Annotated in this window: 14 protein-coding genes; 5 read left to right on the plus strand and 9 right to left on the minus strand. The window is 46.5% G+C overall.

Annotation, left to right across the window (positions count from 1 at the left end; genetic code table 11):
- Position 1 precedes the first annotated feature (1 nt).
- From GJU82_RS05320 to GJU82_RS05345, 6 genes are all read right to left on the minus strand, one after another.
- Positions 2-3,277, minus strand: coding sequence for a TonB-dependent receptor (locus GJU82_RS05320; RefSeq protein ID WP_194830970.1), 3,276 nt, complete (start codon positions 3,275-3,277; stop codon positions 2-4).
- Between the two features lie 240 nt (positions 3,278-3,517).
- The gene (locus GJU82_RS05325) at positions 3,518-4,522 is read right to left on the minus strand and encodes a FecR family protein (protein WP_153631200.1); all 1,005 of its coding nucleotides are present in this window, start codon (positions 4,520-4,522) and stop codon (positions 3,518-3,520) included.
- A 173-nt stretch (positions 4,523-4,695) separates the two neighbouring features.
- A complete protein-coding gene (locus tag GJU82_RS05330) occupies positions 4,696-5,265 on the minus strand; it encodes an RNA polymerase sigma-70 factor (protein WP_153631201.1) in 570 nt (189 codons plus the stop codon).
- Positions 5,266-5,426: 161 nt separating this feature from the next.
- The gene (locus tag GJU82_RS05335; RefSeq protein ID WP_153631202.1) at positions 5,427-6,917 is read right to left on the minus strand and encodes an aminotransferase class V-fold PLP-dependent enzyme; all 1,491 of its coding nucleotides are present in this window, start codon (positions 6,915-6,917) and stop codon (positions 5,427-5,429) included.
- Between the two features lie 478 nt (positions 6,918-7,395).
- Positions 7,396-8,520, minus strand: a complete 1,125-nt coding sequence (locus GJU82_RS05340; protein WP_153631203.1) for an ABC transporter permease — start codon at positions 8,518-8,520, stop codon at positions 7,396-7,398.
- Complete coding sequence (locus GJU82_RS05345) at positions 8,513-9,451, minus strand: ABC transporter ATP-binding protein (protein ID WP_153631204.1); 939 nt, start codon at positions 9,449-9,451, stop codon at positions 8,513-8,515. The genes GJU82_RS05340 and GJU82_RS05345 overlap by 8 nt, the downstream gene beginning before the upstream one ends.
- A gap of 43 nt (positions 9,452-9,494) precedes the next feature.
- Here GJU82_RS05345 and GJU82_RS05350 point away from each other — a divergent pair, with 43 nt between their 5' ends.
- The 5 genes from GJU82_RS05350 (at position 9,495) to GJU82_RS05370 (ending at position 14,295) form a co-directional block, all read left to right on the plus strand.
- Entirely contained in the window at positions 9,495-9,767 is a 273-nt protein-coding gene (locus GJU82_RS05350) for a DUF4884 domain-containing protein (RefSeq protein ID WP_153631205.1), read from the plus strand.
- 272 nt (positions 9,768-10,039) lie between these two features.
- Positions 10,040-10,438 carry an endonuclease domain-containing protein gene (locus GJU82_RS05355; protein ID WP_153631206.1) on the plus strand — a complete coding sequence of 133 codons (399 nt, stop codon included), beginning with the start codon at positions 10,040-10,042 and terminating at the stop codon, positions 10,436-10,438.
- Positions 10,439-11,462: 1,024 nt separating this feature from the next.
- Entirely contained in the window at positions 11,463-11,861 is a 399-nt protein-coding gene (locus GJU82_RS05360) for an endonuclease domain-containing protein (protein WP_153631206.1), read from the plus strand.
- Positions 11,862-13,098: 1,237 nt separating this feature from the next.
- Positions 13,099-13,581, plus strand: a complete 483-nt coding sequence (locus GJU82_RS05365; protein WP_153631207.1) for a GNAT family N-acetyltransferase — start codon at positions 13,099-13,101, stop codon at positions 13,579-13,581.
- A gap of 132 nt (positions 13,582-13,713) precedes the next feature.
- Complete coding sequence (locus GJU82_RS05370) at positions 13,714-14,295, plus strand: hypothetical protein (protein ID WP_153631208.1); 582 nt, start codon at positions 13,714-13,716, stop codon at positions 14,293-14,295.
- A gap of 80 nt (positions 14,296-14,375) precedes the next feature.
- Here GJU82_RS05370 and GJU82_RS05375 read toward each other — a convergent pair whose 3' ends face one another.
- From GJU82_RS05375 to GJU82_RS05385, 3 genes are all read right to left on the minus strand, one after another.
- Positions 14,376-15,704: a saccharopine dehydrogenase family protein gene (locus GJU82_RS05375; RefSeq protein WP_153631209.1), complete on the minus strand. Its 1,329-nt coding sequence runs from the start codon at positions 15,702-15,704 to the stop codon at positions 14,376-14,378.
- Between the two features lie 169 nt (positions 15,705-15,873).
- Positions 15,874-17,079, minus strand: a complete 1,206-nt coding sequence (locus GJU82_RS05380; protein ID WP_153631210.1) for an NAD(P)-dependent oxidoreductase — start codon at positions 17,077-17,079, stop codon at positions 15,874-15,876.
- A gap of 246 nt (positions 17,080-17,325) precedes the next feature.
- On the minus strand, positions 17,326-18,864 hold the full coding sequence (locus GJU82_RS05385; RefSeq protein ID WP_153631211.1) for an aldehyde dehydrogenase family protein: 1,539 nt from the start codon (positions 18,862-18,864) through the stop codon (positions 17,326-17,328).
- Positions 18,865-18,890 lie beyond the last annotated feature (26 nt).

Genomic DNA, 18,890 nt, shown 5'->3' on the forward strand with positions numbered 1-18,890 from the left:
TTTAGAAGTTAAGTTTTAATCCAACAGAATAGCTTTTGGCATTTGGATATCCGCTCTGATCATATCCCATATCCAATCGAGAACCGACGTCTTGCGAATCGGTACCTTTGGTATTGACTTCGGGATCAAGTCCGGTATACTTGGTAAACGTGAATAAATTTATTCCTGACAAATAGACCTGTGCAAAATCGACCAGAGGTAACCTCCATTTTTTGATTGGTAGATTGTAAGCTAACCGGATAGAACGGACTCTTAAATAACTTCCGTCCTCAATGAAACGATCCGAAATATCGACACTTGTCAGTGAACTGATTTTTGGGTATTTGGCATTCGGGTTGGGATTTTCTGTTGTCCAATAATTACCTATGATTCGCTTATCCTGATTGGTTCCACGTTGAAACGAATTTAAAATAGAACCGTTTGTAGCATTAAAAATCTTGTTTCCGTAAACCCCGTCAAGAATAACATTTAACTCCAAATTTTTCCAGGAAAGATTCGATGTCAATCCATAAAAGAACTTTGGATTTGGATTTCCAAGAATCGTGCGGTCTAAGGAATTGACCACGCCGTCAGGTTTTCCGTCCGGTTCGCTGATATCCTTATATTTGATGAAGCCATTTTCATCCAGTCCATCCTCAAGGTTTCCGTAAAAAGCCCCTAACGGTTCACCTACACGGGCAATATTCGTATTGGACCACACAGCGAACTGGCCTGAGCCAAGAATATCGCTTCCTCCGGCTAACTTGACCACTTTATTTTTATTGGTTGAAAGGTTGGCGGCAACATTCCATTTTACCTTTTTGTTGAGAATGTCCGCATTAACAGTGAATTCAAACCCCTGATTTTGAATTTCACCAATATTTTCCAAGATGGAACCAAATCCTATAGAAGGGGGCAGAGGGACATACGCCAATAGGTTGGTTGTTGTTTTCTTATAATAATCAGCCGTCAATCTGATTCTGTTATTCAAAACACCAAAATCAAATCCTACATCGGTCTGTGCGGTTGTTTCCCATTTTAAGTTGGGATTTGATATGCCGGCAGGAATATAACCAACCACTTCAGTCTGTCCACCGTAAACTGCATTCTTTGAATCCAGACGATCAAGTGACTGGTAGGGATTTAATGCTGTGTTACCTGTAATTCCGTAACTGGCCCTCAGTTTCAGATTATAGATGAATGGGAGATTCTGCATAAACGGTTCCTGAGAGATTCTCCATCCAAGTGCCCCTGAGGGGAATGTTCCCCATTTATTATTTTTCCCGAAACGGGAAGAACCGTCGGCACGGATACTCGCCGTAAACAGGTACTTGTTCTTTAACGAATAATTAGCCCTCGCAAGCCAGGAAGCCAATGTCCACTGCGAAAAACTGGTGGAAGGCGTACCAATCGTTTCGGCTGCTGAGAGGTCGTAGTACCGGGTTGTATTATTTGAAAAACCAGAAGCAGAACTGCCCAGGTTTCTCAGCATATAAGTTTGATAAGTATATCCTCCGGTAAATGTCAGGTTGTTTTCATCGTTGAACTTTTTTGAATAAGTCATCGTATTCTCATTCAAAAACGAATTGCGATAGTAGATTGTTTGTGACACATATCCCCGGTCGTGTGGGTAAACAAGCGGTTCAAAGTAATCATCCCAAGAATAAACATATTCCAGACCAAGACGGGTTGTAAAGGACAGATCTTTGGTCACGTTGAATGTCAGCGCAGTGTTTCCAACAATACTGTTAGTTAAGGTTTTGGACTGGCGCATCGCTAAGAGCAATGGATTGCGCATATCTGCAGAACCGAAATTATATGCTTTTTCTATCTGATATGGCAATCCGTTTTCATCATACACCGGGAGAGTCGGGGGCGCTGCCGCCGCTGCTGACAGAACAGATCCTGAGCCCCGGTATCCGTTATCAACCGGAACAGATAATACCTGTTTTCTGGTTAAAACCAGGTTGACCGCCATCTTTAACCATTTATTGAGCTCATGGTTAAGGTTTAATCTCATGGAACCTCTTTTGACTCCAGTGTTGATAATAATTCCCTGCTGATCAAAAAAGTTACCGGAAAAAGAATATTGTGTTTTATTCGAACTTCCGGAAAAAGTAATCGTATGATCTTGTATTGGTGCGTTTCTAAAAATGACATCCTGCCAGTTGGTTCCGGGATTCTGAATCTGGTTCACATCGAAATAGGAATCGAGTCCCTCGTTTTTTAGCCATTCGTTGGCAATGGTAGCATACTCCTTGGCGTTCAGTAAATTGTACCGGTTTATAGTTTGTTGAATTCCATAGTAACTATTTATCTCAACCTTGCCTTTTTGTCCGGCTGCCCCTTTTTTTGAGGTAATAATTACGACACCATTTGCACCACGTGCACCATAAATGGCAGTTGCAGAAGCGTCTTTAAGAATATCGACCGAAGCAATATCACTCGGGTTAAGGAAATCAATTCCTCCGGTAACCGGAAAGCCATCGACGACATATAAAGGCTGGTTGTCACCAATCATTGAATTTCCGCCTCTAATTCTCACTTCAATCCGCCCTCCTGGTTGTCCTGAGTTTTGTGTAACCTGAACCCCGGCAGCAACGGCTTGTAAGGATTGTTCCATATTATAGACGGGTACAGCTGACAATTCTTCGTTTTTTACCTGCGCAACCGAACCGGTCAGATCGCTCCTTTTCATAGTTCCGTAACCAATAGCAACGACCTCCTGCAAGCCAACGGAGCTTTCCTTCAGCACTACATCAATCTTAGACCGGTTCGCTACTGGAATTTCCTGGCTTTTCATCCCTACAAAAGAAAATACCAATGTACCATCTCCAGGAATATTCTTTAACGTATAATTTCCGTTAGTATCGGTAATGGTGCCGGTAGTCGTTCCTTTAATAACAATGGTTACACCCGGAAGCGGAACCCCGTCTTCATCTCTGACTGTACCATTAACACTGTGTTTGTTTTGCTGGCCATTTTGTGCAGTTTCAACAGACCTTTTCGAAATCACAATATTGCGATCAACGATTTGATATTTGTATTTCGATAAATCCAGTACCTGGGAAAGAATCTGGTCGATGCTGGCATTTTCTATCGAAAGATTATACCGCTTTGTCAAATCCATCTGGTCGGTCTTAAAGAAAAAGCCAAATTCTGAGCTCTTCTCAATTTGGTCGAAAACCTGAACGATGTTTGCATTTTCAACCTGGAGATTTAAACGAACAGCCTGTGAATAGGTCTTTGCCGACAACGTCATTGCGGAAAGGAACAACAGGAATCCAGTTAGTTTCATGGTTAGGTACAATTTTTTTAACCCGGGGCGTAAATTGCCCGGGAATCTTCGAAAATTCTTCATAGATTTGAACTGTTTGGTTTACAATAGAGCAGTCTTATTTGCGATTCTCTGATATAGAGACTGCTCGGGATATTAAATTCACATGAACCGGGAAGGGGGCCACCCTCCCGGTTTTTTTTATTGATTTAGCTGATAGTTAGTTCATAGGCATATCTTTATTTATGTTTTTATATTCAGTTAATTCTTCTCTTCTGTCGAAATCGTAATTATGTCAGGTTCCATTTTGTTTTCCTTGATACTATAATGCAAATGCGTTGTGATGTTCAGCATTTTCAAAACATATGAAATGGAAGTGGTCCGCTTGATGTTCGCCGTATACCGGTAGTCTTTAATCACATCATCACCAAAGCGGAAACGAACGCCATACCATTTTCCAAGTTCATCGCAAATATCTACCAGTTTCTCATTTCTGAAAACAAACTTACCATTCATCCAGGCGACAATGGTCGAAGGGTCAATCTCCTGTATTGACATCCGCTTATTTGCCTTGTCATACACAGCCAGTTCCCCCGGCTTCAATTCACAGATTCGCTTCAAATTATTGCCTGAAAGAATCTCTGCACTGCCTTCGATAAGCGTCGTTTCGGTAACCTCATCGCCAGGATATGCCCGGACATTGAAGCGGGTACCTAAATCGCGAACAACCATGTTTTCTGTCTGAACCGAAAACGGATGTTCCTCGTCATGGGCAACGTCAAAACAAGCCTCCCCAACAAGCTGAACGTTTCTTTCGCAGGAGTTTTCCTGATAAACAACTTCGCTACCTGAATTCAACCAAATGTGCGTTCCATCTGGTAGTGTCATCTGTGAAATGCTACCAATTGATGAGGCGAATTTCTGCGTAAACTCTTTTTCCTGTTTTTCAGGTGACAAAAACTGATGGGCCAGCCATCCAACGGAAATCAATACCAAAATCATCGCTGCACGTCCAAGCCAGATGCGAATCATATTCTGTATCCCTGCTTTTGGCGAAACACGAACTTTTCCCCTCAGATTCCTGTATTCCTCATCCAGGTTAAGACTTGAATCTTTTCTGCCTGCTGTAGCTCTCACCCACAAACTTTTGGTCTGATAAAAATCCTCCTGGAAGGATTCATCGCTGGCCACCTCTTCATAATAGGCTCTTTTCTCCCCCTCAGTTGCCGTTCCCAACAAAACTTTTGCTAATAATTCGTCTGACATCAATTACGTCTATATTTTTCCGTAGAATAAACTGTGTTCCTTTGAAATGAGCCTTTGCACTCGTTGATTCTGATGAATCTCTCTCTGCGAAAACAAATAATTTCACATTCTTTAACTATTAAACAACTAAGCAAGGGAGAACCCTAACAGCATTTTCGGATTTTTTTTCAGAATTAATTCAGGAAGTTGGTAATCACCATTAAAACAGGAAGGTAATCTTGCAATTCTTTTCGGAGATATTTCAACGCTTTTGTCATATGCGCTTCAACGGTTTTCACCGTAACATCGAGTTCATCTGCAATTTCCTTATTGGATTTATCCTCAAAACGGCTCAGGTAAAATACCCGGCGACAATTTTCCGGTAGGCTGGAGACGGCGGTTTCAATCTTTTCCTTTAACTCGGAAAACTCCAGATAATCAGGTCCCATCCGGTTCAGCGCTTCATAATTAAAGTGCATCTCCAGGTACTTTAATCGGTCATGGTGTACGGCCATTACTTCTCTGCGTTTTAAACAGTTTAGGCAGTTATTCCGGGCAATCGTATAAAGAAAATTGCGAATATTGGATTCGTTCGAAAGGGACCCACGAATCTCCCAGAGCTTCACGAAGGCATTTTGGGCAACCTCCTTGGCTTCATCATCATCCTGAAGATATTCTCTTCCCAGGTGAAAAAGCATAGGATAGTACTGGTCAAAGATTGACCGAAACTCTTCGTTGCTAATGTTTTTTAATTCCCCCGCCATTTCCCGGTTAGTATTTCCAGTTATCCGATGACCTTAAATCATGACGAGTAAACTTAACAATTATTGCAAAGATTCACATAACATTTAAAATCAAATATCGTAGAACAGAAGCCGGCGGCTGAAAGACTACTGACTTTGTGCAGAGAAAAATAGCCGCTTCTCTACAACTCAAACCATTTCATAATCAGGTCGCATTTTCCGTTTCCGCCTTTGTGGTCGAATTCGCCGGTGTGCCGGTTGTACACATAGTCTTCTTTCCAGTTGTGCGCATTGATGACCACTTTTTCGAGCGAATCCATAATATAGTCAAGCTCGGCGTTGGTCATGGTTGGATGCAACGACAATCGCACCCATCCGGGTTTTTCCGATAGGTCACCACTGTTGATTTTTTTGGTGATCCGGTGCGACATCTCCCGATCCACATGCAGCAGATAGTGCCCGTAAGTCCCGGCACAGGAACAACCACCGCGTACCTGGATACCAAACCGGTCATTCAATAAACGAACCACCATGTTATGATGTGTTCCCTCCACATAGAAAGAAATAACTCCCAGACGCTCCCGGGCTTCCTGTGCCAGTACGAACACTCCGTCAATCTTGTTGAAGCCCTTGAAAGCTCTTTTCAGGAGCTCTTTTTCGCGGGACTGGATTTTCTTCACGTCCATCTGCTCCTTCAGCTTAATGCTCATAGCGGCCCGGATAGCTTGCATAAATCCCGGAGTGCCGCCGTCTTCGCGAATTTCGATGTCATCTACGTAGGTATGTTCGCCCCATGGATTAGTCCATTTCACGGTACCGCCACCCGGATGATCAGGGATGCGGTTTTTATACAATTTTTTATTAAAAATGAGTACACCGGAACTGCCCGGTCCGCCCAAAAATTTGTGCGGAGAAAAGAAAATAGCATCCAGCCGCTGCAGTTCATTTTCCGGATGCATGTCAATATCCACATAAGGCGCCGAAGCCGCAAAATCGACGAAGCAATAACCATCGTGCTCGTGCATGATTTCCGCCAGTTTGTAAAAGGGCGTAATCACACCGCTCACGTTGGAGCAAGCCGAGAAAGAACCAATCTTCACTTTCCGGTCGGCATATTTTTGTATTTCAGTCCTCAAATATTGCGGGTTGACCTTCAGGTTCTCATCCGGTTCGAGCACGACCACGTCGGCCAACGACTCGAGCCACGGAGTTTGATTGGAATGATGTTCCATATGCGTCAGGAAAACCACGGGGCGCTCTTCGCGCGGAATATCGCAGAACTTCATCAGCTTTTCCGGAATTTTCAGTCCCATGATACGCTGCAGTTTAGCCAAAGCCGAAGTCATCCCGAATCCCGTTGTGAGAATCACATCATCTGCGTTGGCATGAACATGTTCCTTGATGATCGAATGAGCCAAATGATAGGCCTGTGTCATCGTGCAGCCCGTTTCAGAAGCTTCGGAATGGGTATTCCCCACCATCGGACCGAACTGTCGCTGCAGCTTCTCTTCAATGGGCCGGTAAAGTCGGCCGCTGGCTATCCAGTCGGCATACACCAGCGGCTGTTCTCCGTAAGGAGATTCAAAGGTATGGTCAATACCAAGTATGTTCTTGCGGAATGATTCAAAGTATTTTTCAAGCTCAGTGGTCGGTTGCGTTAATGTTGTTGTCATAGCCAGTTTTTAGAACATGCTAAAGATGGAAAAATAACCGGATTCCGGAAACGACTTTTAGTATGTTTTCCAGTCGAAGAAGAGGAAATAAATATATTCCGGATATTATTCATCACATGTAATTTGATTATTTCATTGGAAGAAAACCCCATTCCCATTCCTTACTATTTCAGCCTGATCCATTCCAAATACTGACCTTAAAAGCCCGCGAGTCACAAATTATATTGTCGTTTTAAAGCGGACTTTGGCGTTTGCTTTAATTTGGATAAGGTTGAAAGATGTGTAATGACTGAAGAATAACGAGGATTGGGGCCCTGCCGGTATATACAAAAAGGCCTGTAGGGCCGAAATCCCATAACTTGGGGGAAGGAAGAGCGGCAATGGCCGCGATGACGCCGCCCCAAGACTGAATGCCACGCAGCCTTTTCCAATAGCTTATTTCAGGACAAGACACCCCTTTAACCTGAAACCCTTCCCGTCAGTGCCACTTAAAGAACCGCAGGCCCAGCGCAAAGAAGAAAACCCCGATGGCCGATAAAATAACAAATGGAAAAGCAATATCCGCCAGGCCCAAACCTTCGTTAAAGATACCCCGGATACCATCCGTCAGCATCGTCAAGGGCAGTTTCTGAATCACCGGGATACTCCAGTCAGGGAAATTGTGGTAACTGAAAAAGACGCCTGATACCACCATCATCGGCATCACCACCAGGTTAATCAAACCGTTCCCAATTTCCGTATTCGCGGTATGCGATGAAACAAAAATGGCTATTCCGGCGAAAGCCAGGTTACCCGCCATAAAAATGGCCAGCAATCCTACGATGCTTCCCTGTATGGTAATTCCGAAAACCAGCCACGTAACCAGCACCAACAGTGCCGATTCGATGAAATTCATCACAAAGCGCACCGTAATGAAGGCTATCAGAAAGTTGGTCTTCTTCATCGGGGTAGCCACCATGCGGCGCAGCAACTTCTTCGAGCGGCGGTCGATGATGCCGTAGCTAATGCCCCACATACACGACGTCATCACGTTCATGGCAATCAGTCCCGGCACCAGGAAATCGATATAGCGTGTTCCGGCCAGCGTCAGTGGTTTGATTTCGCCGTTGTCCTGCGGCGTATTCACCACTTTCCCGTTCAGAATGCCCGACAGCTTGATGTAACTCAGCTGGGCATCCGGATTGCGTGGATCAAAGTGATATTCCGGCTTACCGTTTTGCTCGGTCAAAATCACATTTATCTGGCCGCGTTTCAGCAAAATCATCGCTTCCTTCCAATCGGTTTCCCGGAAAAGGAAAGTGGTATTTCCCATCTGCTTATCAGGAATCGTGTAGCTGTACCGAAACGAATCGGCAGCAGCATCCGAATGGGGCTCAGCTTCCGTGAGCAAAAAATGGCGGATGGCTGTACTATCCACCGATGCGTCGATGACGGCTATCTTCCGCACCACATCGGTCTTTTGGGTGAAGGCGATGCCCAGCCCCAGCGACATCAGAATTGGGAAAACAATGCCCCAAAACAAAACGCCGGGCTCGCGAATTAACTCCCGGGAATACGAAATAGTCAGTTGCCAAAGCTGGTGGTTCGATAGTCGGTTATTCATGCAAATGTCTTCCGGTTAACGTGGTGAATAAATCGTCGAGGGTGTTGCGGCGGCACTCCATATCCTGAAGGTGAAGCCGGTTCTGCTGCAGGTAATCCATAAATTCGGGCAGTTGCGTATTCATGTTCTGCACCGTTACTTTGCCACCCCCCTGTGTTCCGTTCCAATGGATATCACTGATTTGTCCTTTGGGGCGGGGCAATGTTTCCGGCGCCTCCTTCAGGGTGAATTCTATTACCTTTTCTCCTTTCTCATCGTTCAACAGTTGCTCCAGCGTACCTTCCCGCAGCACTTTCCCGTGATCGACAATGATAATATAGTCACACAACTGCTCCGCCTCCTCCATGTAATGCGTGGTGAGAATCATCGATGTTTCCGCCTGCTCTTTCAGCTTGCGCAGAATCGCCCAGATTTCGCGCCGGGCATTCGGGTCGAGACCGGTGGTCGGCTCATCGAGCAACAACACACGCGGCTTGTTCAACAGCGAGATGCCCAGTGCCAGCCGTTGCCGCTGGCCGCCCGACAGGTTTCCAACATACGCTTTGCGTTTCTCCTCCAGCGCCACCAGTTCGATAATCTCCTCTACCCGCTCCTTCCCCAATCCGAAAAAGCTGGCAAATAACCGGAGCGTTTCGTACACCCGCAGCTTATCCGTAAAACGGGTTTCCTGAAGCGACAGGCCAATCAGGTGACGCAGCTCATCCTGGTGGTGCTTCCATGTCTTCCCCATGATACGGATTTCCCCCTTGTCGGGATGACGGATACCTTCAATCATCTCCACCAGTGTGGTTTTTCCAGCGCCGTTCGGTCCCAGCAGCGCCACAAACTCTCCCTTCCCAATAGTCAGGTTCAGTCCCTGCACCGCATGAACTGACTTGAAGGACTTATGCACCTCCTTTACCTCAATCACCGGTATATGCGTGTTCTCCATAAGCAAAGCGTTTCGGGAGCATAAAGCTAATGGAAAATAAACAATGAAAAAAGCATCTGCCCTCTCATTCATTGCTCTGTATTTGCTATCCTGCACTACCGGTATCCCACTTTCAAGCGGCCCGCCCGAAAACAATAAAACATACAGAGTACAGTACCTTTTCGAGCACGATGGATGCAAAGTGTACCAGTTTCGCGACGATGGGCACTACATCTATTTTACCAACTGCAACGGCGAAACCACCAGCATCGATCAGGACCCTACCAAAACCACCCGCGTGGCCAACATGATTCGGAATCAATCTTCCGAAAAATAAAACAACCTATCCTGACAGGTTTTCGAAACCTGTCAGGATTTGCTCAATCAACGCCCCTGCCCATTAAAAGCACCGCCATTCGCGACCGTCCCCTCCCCGCCTGGGGAGGCCGGGTGGGGCAAATCTCAAAACGAAACTAATAACATCCTAAATATTCATTAAAAGCGCCACGACTGGCAACCTGTCCTCCGCTGGAGGAGGTGGCCGAAGGCCGGAGGAGGATTTTGTAAAAAAAAACATAACTTAATGATTCCAAACTAACAAAATCACCAATGGACGAACAGTTATCCTCTAATCTGGGTTATAACAAGAAACTGAAAAACTTTGCCCGGCACATGCGCAAAAAGGGAACTAAAGCCGAAGCAGCCCTTTGGAAATATGGCCTAAAAGCTGGGAAAATGAGAGGTTATCAATTCCGCAGACAAAGACCCATCCTCAATTACATCGCCGATTTCATGTGCAAAGACTTAAAACTCATCATCGAAGTGGATGGAATAACGCACCACGATGAAGAACAATTGGAGCGTGATAAGCAAAGAGACCATAATTTAAACAACGCTGGATTTACGGTGCTGCGTCTGACCGATGAAATGGTCCTTAACAGGATGGACTTGGCTTTGACGGAAATTGATAACTGGATAACGCAAAACGAAGATAATCCGGATACCTAAAATCCTCCCCCTTTAATCCCCCTCCAAAGGGGGACAGTCCGCCAATCAACTGCACGACTAAGCTGCACCAATACCAATTTGCGACCTAAAGCTCATGCTAAAATATGCCACTTCAGCTGTTAAAAGCGCCGCAGTCCGCAAATATCCTCCGCTGGAGGAGGTGGCCGAAGGCCGGAGGAGGATTTTGTAATTAACCCCGAAGCCCAAATCTGTCAAACCTGCCCATTAAAAGTACCGCAGCACGCGACCGTCCCCTCCCCGCCTGGGGAGGCCGGGTGGGGCTATAAAACCACGCCACCCCTGAATAATCCAACTGCACGACTAAGCTTCACCAGTACCAATTTGCGACCTAAAGCTCATGCTAAAATATGCCACTTCAGCTGTTAAAAACGCCGCAGTCCGCAAATATCCTCCGCTGGAGGAGGTGGCCGAAGGCCGGAGGAGGATTTTGTAATTAACCCCGAAGCCCAAATCTGTCAAACCTGCCCATTAAAAGTACCGCAGCACGCGACCGTCCCCTCCCCGTTTGGGGAGGCCGGGTGGGGCTATAAAACCACGCCACCCCTGAATAATCCAACTGCACGACTAAGCTTCACCAGTACCAATTTGCGACCTAAAGCTCATGCTAAAATATGCCACTTCAGCTGTTAAAAACGCCGCAGTCCGCAAATATCCTCCGCTGGAGGAGGTGGCCGAAGGCCGGAGGAGGATTTTGTAATTAACCCCGAAGCCCAAATCTGTCAAACCTGCCCATTAAAAGTACCGCAGCACGCGACCGTCCCCTCCCCGTTTGGGGAGGCCGGGTGGGGCTATAAAACCACGCCACCCCTGAATAATCCAACTGCACGACTAAGCTGCACCAATACCAATTTGCGACCTAAAGCTCATGCTAAAATATGCCACTTCAGCTGTTAAAAACGCCGCAGTCCGCAAATATCCTCCGCTGGAGGAGGTGGCCGAAGGCCGGAGGAGGATTTTGTAAAAAAAAACATAACTTAATGATTCCAAACTAACAAAATCACCAATGGACGAACAGTTATCCTCTAATCTGGGTTATAACAAGAAACTGAAAAACTTTGCCCGGCACATGCGCAAAAAGGGAACTAAAGCCGAAGCAGCCCTTTGGAAATATGGCCTAAAAGCTGGGAAAATGAGAGGTTATCAATTCCGCAGACAAAGACCCATCCTCAATTACATCGCCGATTTCATGTGCAAAGACTTAAAACTCATCATCGAAGTGGATGGAATAACGCACCACGATGAAGAACAATTGGAGCGTGATAAGCAAAGAGACCATAATTTAAACAACGCTGGATTTACGGTGCTGCGTCTGACCGATGAAATGGTCCTTAACAGGATGGACTTGGCTTTGACGGAAATTGATAACTGGATAACGCAAAACGAAGATAATCCGGATACCTAAAATCCTCCCCCTTTAATCCCCCTCCAAAGGGGGACAGTCCGCCAATCAACTGCACGACTAAGCTGCACCAATACCAATTTGCGACCTAAAGCTCATGCTAAAATATGCCACTTCAGCTGTTAAAAGCGCCGCAGTCCGCAAATATCCTCCGCTGGAGGAGGTGGCCGAAGGCCGGAGGAGGATTTTGTAATTAACCCCGAAGCCCAAATCTGTCAAACCTGCCCATTAAAAGTACCGCAGCACGCGACCGTCCCCTCCCCGTTTGGGGAGGCCGGGTGGGGCTATAAAACCACGCCACCCCTGAATAATCCAACTGCACGACTAAGCTTCACCAGTACCAATTTGCGACCTAAAGCTCATGCTAAAATATGCCACTTCAGCTGTTAAAAACGCCGCAGTCCGCAAATATCCTCCGCTGGAGGAGGTGGCCGAAGGCCGGAGGAGGATTTTGTAATTAACCCCGAAACTCACCGTTACGGGATGAGGAAGTTGGTACATCGGTTATGCAGCCGGCACAACAGGGACGAGTGTGCGAGCGTGTATGACAGGCAAATCAGGTGTTTCCCGGTATTCGCATTGACCCATTACCGGAACCAAAATCCCGATCTAAAAATTTTTGGGAAGCAATCCCACCGTATTTTTTCGATCTAAAAACTTTGAGGGAGCCCTTCTGTTGTATTTTTTCGATCTAAAACGATTGAGGGAGCCCGCCCACCGTATTTTTCCGATCTAAAAATTTTGAGGGAACGATCCGATTGTCGTTTTCCGATCTAAAAACTTTGAGGGAACTCTTCCGTTGAATTTTTCCCATCTAAAACGTTTTAGGGAGCGATCGCGTTGCAATTTACCGCCCTCAACGGTTTTAGGAGCAATATTTACTCCGGAAGTCCGGCCAAAAAATTTTCAGATTAGAAATCTACACGGGTTGTTCGCCCTCAAACGTTTCAGGTTAGCGATCGGCTTCGGGCGGGCGCCCTAAAAGTCCTGGGGGCCAATGTCGACGGCTGAAAAGCTACCTCAAAGCCATGGGGCGCGAAATTCAGCGCGATTTTGCCGGCCGGGCATCCCGGGGGACAAAAAACCACCGCCAAATTCCTGATCGTTCTTTTTTGGGGACAGGTTCTGTTCTTACAATTCAGGTATTCAAACTGCCCGGCTTTTTAATTCCCGTTACATTTCCTAATTTTACCGTCCGCCGGAAGTCAACATCAAATTTCGAGAACAGAAGAGAATAAGCATGGAGGTTAGCTACCGCTTAATAGCACCTAATGACAATGCGCCGTTGGCGGAAATGATTCGGAAAGTATTCCGGGAATTCAAAATCGATCGTCCGGGCACCGTTTACACCGATCCCACTACCGATCACCTGTACGAGCTTTTCCAGGTACCGAAAGCAGAATATCGGATTGCCGGGGCCAACAGTGAAATTGTTGGCGGATGCGGCATCTACCCTTCCAACGGTTTGCCGGAAGGATGCGCCGAGTTGGTAAAATTCTACGTCGCGGCGCCGGTACGCGGGACAGGAATCGGCAAGCAATTGATGGCACAATGCATCGATTCGGCCCGCAAACAGGGCTACCAACAACTCTATCTCGAATCACTTCCCGAACTGGAAAAGGCTGTAGGCATGTATGAAAAGGCAGGCTTCCGCCGATTGAAACAACCCATCGGCGATACGGGCCATTACGCCTGCACCGTATGGATGCTAAAGGATTTATAAATTTTGTTTCCTAAGATTTAAGAGGAGTTTTACTGATTATGATAATATTTTACTAATTTCAGCAGGTTAGAATCCATTTATCCAAGATGGTTATCCAGACAGAAAAACTGACCACTAAATTATTATCGGACCATGGCTAAAATCAAATTAGAATTCGAAAAACTCACCATTCTTCGTCCCAAAGAGCGCTGGCAGCTCTATTTTGTTATCGTAGCAGAACATCCCGAAGACCACGACAAGATGGTGCTCACCACCACTCCCGAGCCGTACATCAAACTCACCCCCCGCCAGAAAAACGTACTGAGTTTTGTTCCGGAAGCATCAGATGATGGCACTGACGGTTTGTTTGTCCTCGAACGGGAAATGCCCAAAGATCGGCGGATTAAGGTACGCGTATACCTGCGTCACTGCCGGAAGCATACCCGCAGTACCGGCGAAACGCTTCTACAGGTAAAAGGCAGGTTGGGCAAACATGCCTTCGATATCGTAGGCGATATGCTGGGTGCAGGCGCATTGCCCTGGCTGGTGATTTCAAAAGAGGCGCTGCCACTGATTGGCGGCATTCTGCGGAGCATCAAAGACCGCGATTTCGGCTTTGTGTCGATGGACGAAGAGTTTGACGAGGAATTTGAGACACAAACGGAACTCGACCGCATGAATAACTTCTCCACCGGCGACGCACGCATCGTCTGGAGTTGGTCGGTTGACGAATGATTCCCAAAAAATAAAAGCTCATACTTTGACCGTTTCGTCCAAAACGGGAGGTCAAAATCTGAGCTTTTCAATAGTAGTAGCTATCCTTCTTTCTCAACGAAAGCGATGCCGTAACTTTCCAATTCATTCAGCACCGGCCCGTAAATCTCTTTCCTGTTGGGAATGTGCACGCCTGTTAGGGCGATTTGCCCGGTCATGACCATTTTGGTGGCTATAGCCAATGACAAGCCTACGGTCTTCGACATGGCCGTGTGTACACTATCCTCGCCCAGTACCACCATCGAAGAAGTCATTGTCACCGGATGGGAATCACCGTTTCGATTGTAAAGCAATTTGTGCCACATCACTACCATGTCCTTATCGTCGGGTTCCATTTTCCATTTCTCCGAAAGGATATGTTCCATAATCTGCGCAGGAGTAGCCCGCTCCAGGCCAATTTTTTTGTCACTGAACAGCTCCAGATATTCCAGTTTGTCAATAATATCGGAATCCTGATCGATGTGCATGTAGTGATACAGCTTCAATCGCACCGCTGCTTCGGCATAATAGAGAAACGAGTTGATGAACTCCTTGTAGGTCATGTTCCCGGTATTCTCCATAAAATACGTATCATCGGTAGCACCCAGTTGCACAAAAATATCCCATGCGCGGCAATATCCGGGCCGTCGCAATGTTCCCCTATAAACAGTAGGCACGCCCTGCAGGTTATACTTGTCGATGTACTTCAACGAATCGCGGTTGGCATAGCCTTCAAACTTTCCGAAGCCTTCAATATCGATTACTTCGGTACGCCGGAAAAGACGGTTGTACGGGATGTACTTGTATTTTCCTTCCTGAAGGAATTTGGCTGGTCCTCCCTGTCCTGCCACCACCACATTACGTGGGTTCCAGGTGAATTTATAATTCCACGGATTGTTATCCGATTCGGGTGCGACCAGTCCCCCGGTAAACGATTCAAAATCGGTGATGGCATGTCCTTCGCTTTTCACCCGGTCAATCAGCCGCATCGCCGACATGTGATCAATCCCCGGGTCAACGCCCATCTCGTTCAGGAAGAGTAAGCCTTTCGCCTTCACTTCCGCATCCAGATCGTTCAGTTCGTCAGACACGTAAGAAGCTGTTAGCAATGACTTACCAAATTTGAGACAGGTCAGCGCCACCACCTGATGCAAACGGGCCGGCAGCATCGATACTACGATGTCTGCTTGTTCTATTTCCAGGTTCCGTTGCTCTTCATCGAACACATTAAAGGCAATGGCGCGGGTTGGCGGCGCTATCTTATCGTTCACCAGGTTGATATCCTGGTCACCGACCGTGATTTTCCAACTGTAAGTAGGCGCCTGCTCTTCCATATACCGGATCAGCGTAGCGGACGAACGCCCGGCACCAATGATGAATACTTTTTTCATACTAAAAAAAACAATAAATATTAGAACCAAGATTTTAGACTCCAGACATTAGAATAAAGATTTCAGACCACAGCCTTTACGTGGAATGGAATTCTCCCACTCTCCCTTTCTCCTATTCTCCCCATCTCACGTTCTCGTCTTCACACTTTCGCACACTCTCACTTTCTTGTCAGGAATTCACCCAATCCCCGAGGTATTTATATCGTTCTGTTAGCTTTCCTTTTTCGGTAATCGTGGCCCGTTGAACAATGCCTTCAGAATCGTCTCCCAATAAATAAGGCAACACCCGATTGATAAGGTTTTCACCAAAATCGACAGAAGCATCGCGCGGCAACTCGGCCGGCAAATTATCCACCGACATCACCGTAATATTTTTCGGGTTGATAAAAGCTACTTCTTCCTGTTCCGTTACCGGATTGTATCCATAAAACGGCTCATCGATAGTAGTCGCCCGCAAAGTAGACGGGATAGAACCTTTGATGTCGCAGGTAATGTCAGAAATCACTTTAATGCGGAAATCCGGGCCACGCATATCTTCCGGGGTAAATAATACCGGCGCATTGGGATCCCAGTAGGCAGCCGAAATGAGCAAATCGGTGGTCCGGGCAAACCGGAGGAAATTACCTTCGTACGCCGTTGGATTTTTCACAAAATCTCCAAAATCAAAAACGCTGCCATCCTTGCGTTTATTGTAAGCATCGGGTTCGAGTTGCACATACACCGGTTGGTCAACATGTTCGGTAGCCAGGTATTCGTCGATACTTACCTTGCGAACCTTGATTTCATCCAACATCTCCATCACGCCGTGCGTAACGCGACCACCGCCGGTGATAGCGATTTTCAACGGAGGAAGTCCCAGTTTCCGCGCTTCGGCTTTCATCTCAGCCAAATCGTGGCATTCATATGCCGGCTTCGGTTCGGGCAACTCATGACGGATAGTCAGGGCGCGCAAGCCTTTGTAGGTTCCTACCAGTCCGGCAAAACGTCCAAAGCCAATCACGCGCATGCCATTCGGCCCGGTCAGCACTTCATAATCGACCAATCGTATGCGCTTTCGCAGAATCTCCTGAAGAAGTTTTTTGTTGTACGGTTGTTTTTTGATGGTATGAGAAAAAAACAGATACGTTTTATCTTCCATCAAATCGGCCATCGGTACCTCTTTTACTCCCATCAGAATATCACAATCGCTCAAATCGGGGCTCATGGAAATACCGGCATTCAGATAGTCGCTATCCGGAAAACACCGGATGGGACTCGGCTGAACCGTTAATTCCACTTGCTGGAAACGCTTTTTAATTTCGAGACATTGTTGGGCAGAAAAGGGCACGCGCCGATCGGGCGGTACTTTACCTTCTTTCAGGATACCTAGCTTCATTCGCGGAAAATTTAATCAATTAATAAAAAGTTTGAACCGGAATTAATCGATACGTACAGGTTCTATCAGCAGATTTTGGAAAATCCCCTTCAAGATAAGAAAATATGCGCTGCTTATCATATTGAAAGCAACTTTCGATACAACTACACCCATTTGTAAACCGGCGGCAGTACAGAAAATCAACTGAACCATTCATCAAACTTCCTGCCTGCCGTCCGGTTACGACACCAACGAACTTGTCAAATGCTACACATTGAACTCGATCCCCTGGGCCAACGGCAATTCCGAACCATAGTTAATGGTATTGGTTTGTCTGCGCATATAAGCTTTCCAGGCGTCAGACCCCGATTCCCGGCCGCCACCGGTATCCTTTTCCCCACCAAAAGCGCCACCAATCTCAGCGCCGGAAGTACCAATGTTAATATTGGCAATTCCGCAATCGGAACCGTCGTGCGACAGGAACCTTTCCGTTTCCAGCAGGTTGGATGAAAACATTGCGGATGACAGACCTTGCGGAACCGCGTTATGCAGTTCGATGGCTTCATCCAGTGTACTGTATTTGATAACGTAGAGCAACGGTGCGAACGTTTCTTCCTGAACGATTTCATAATGATTTTCCACTTCAGCAACGCAAGGCACCACATAGCATCCCGACCCGCAACCGGCGTCCTTATAAACTTCACCACCAAAGAGAATCTTGCCACCTTCAGCTTTCACTTTTTCAATGGCTTTGAAATAAGTATCCGAAGCCCCTTTGTCAATCAGCGGACCCACATGGTTTTTCTCGTCGAGTGGATTACCAATTTTCAATCCTTTGTAAACGTTGAGCAGTTTGTTCTTAAACTCTTCGTAAATACTATCGTGAAGAATAACGCGGCGGGTAGAAGTACAGCGCTGACCAGTTGTTCCAACAGCACCAAATACGATAGCCCGAAGCGCCATATCCTGGTTGGACGTCGGGGTAACAATCACCGCATTGTTTCCTCCCAACTCTAAAATAGAACGGCCCAAACGTTCACCAACCAAACGGCCGACTTTCCTACCCACGCGGGTAGAACCGGTGAACGAAATCAGCGGAATGTTCTTGTCGCTGAACATATCGTCGCCCAGGTACTTCGAACTGGTAGCCACCAGGTTGAGCACGCCTTCCGGAATATCGTTGCGTTTCAGTACACCGGACACAATATTATGAACAGCAATTGCACAAAGCAGTACCTTAGAAGAGGGTTTCCAAACCACTACATCGCCGGCGGCCAAAGCAATCATGGCGTTCCACGACCAAACCGCTACCGGGAAGTTAAACGCTGAAACCACGCCAACAATACCCAATGAATGATACTGATCGTATATGCGGTGTTCAGGACGCTCGGAGTGCATGGTATAACCATACAACTGGCGCGATTGTCCCAATGCAAAATCACAGATATCGATCATCTCCTGCACTTCCCCCAGTCCTTCCTGGTATATTTTCCCCATTTCGTAGGAAACCAAACGGCCCAGTGGCTCTTTGTATTTGCGTAGTTCAAGACCAATCTGGCGAACAATCTCTCCGCGTTTCGGAGCAGGTACTTTCTTCCATACCTTGAAGGCACCCTTTGCCGTATCAATCACTTTCCGGTAATCCTCCAGTGTTGCCTGTTGAATCTCAGCAATCACTTTTCCATCAGCCGGAGAATACGACGTAAGTTTATCGCCGGAGGTATCAATCCATTTCGTACCGGTGCACAACCCCGGATTCACATCTTTGATGCCTAATGTTTTCAGTACATCTTTCATTTCTTGCATATTATTTACGTTTTATGTTGTTATAT

It is taken from the genome of Prolixibacter sp. SD074 (assembly GCF_009617895.1).
GTDB lineage: Bacteria > Bacteroidota > Bacteroidia > Bacteroidales > Prolixibacteraceae > Prolixibacter.

What these genes read in the sequence shown, in the direction of transcription:
- GJU82_RS05320 (WP_194830970.1), bottom strand. Translation starts at nt 3,277, where the DNA reads ATGAAACTAACTGGATTCCTGTTGTTCCTTTCCGCAATGACGTTGTCG.
- GJU82_RS05325 (WP_153631200.1), bottom strand. Translation starts at nt 4,522, where the DNA reads ATGTCAGACGAATTATTAGCAAAAGTTTTGTTGGGAACGGCAACTGAG.
- GJU82_RS05330 (WP_153631201.1), bottom strand. Translation starts at nt 5,265, where the DNA reads ATGGCGGGGGAATTAAAAAACATTAGCAACGAAGAGTTTCGGTCAATC.
- GJU82_RS05335 (WP_153631202.1), bottom strand. Translation starts at nt 6,917, where the DNA reads ATGACAACAACATTAACGCAACCGACCACTGAGCTTGAAAAATACTTT.
- GJU82_RS05340 (WP_153631203.1), bottom strand. Translation starts at nt 8,520, where the DNA reads ATGAATAACCGACTATCGAACCACCAGCTTTGGCAACTGACTATTTCG.
- GJU82_RS05345 (WP_153631204.1), bottom strand. Translation starts at nt 9,451, where the DNA reads ATGGAGAACACGCATATACCGGTGATTGAGGTAAAGGAGGTGCATAAG.
- GJU82_RS05350 (WP_153631205.1), top strand. Translation starts at nt 9,495, where the DNA reads ATGAAAAAAGCATCTGCCCTCTCATTCATTGCTCTGTATTTGCTATCC.
- GJU82_RS05355 (WP_153631206.1), top strand. Translation starts at nt 10,040, where the DNA reads ATGGACGAACAGTTATCCTCTAATCTGGGTTATAACAAGAAACTGAAA.
- GJU82_RS05360 (WP_153631206.1), top strand. Translation starts at nt 11,463, where the DNA reads ATGGACGAACAGTTATCCTCTAATCTGGGTTATAACAAGAAACTGAAA.
- GJU82_RS05365 (WP_153631207.1), top strand. Translation starts at nt 13,099, where the DNA reads ATGGAGGTTAGCTACCGCTTAATAGCACCTAATGACAATGCGCCGTTG.
- GJU82_RS05370 (WP_153631208.1), top strand. Translation starts at nt 13,714, where the DNA reads ATGGCTAAAATCAAATTAGAATTCGAAAAACTCACCATTCTTCGTCCC.
- GJU82_RS05375 (WP_153631209.1), bottom strand. Translation starts at nt 15,704, where the DNA reads ATGAAAAAAGTATTCATCATTGGTGCCGGGCGTTCGTCCGCTACGCTG.
- GJU82_RS05380 (WP_153631210.1), bottom strand. Translation starts at nt 17,079, where the DNA reads ATGAAGCTAGGTATCCTGAAAGAAGGTAAAGTACCGCCCGATCGGCGC.
- GJU82_RS05385 (WP_153631211.1), bottom strand. Translation starts at nt 18,864, where the DNA reads ATGCAAGAAATGAAAGATGTACTGAAAACATTAGGCATCAAAGATGTG.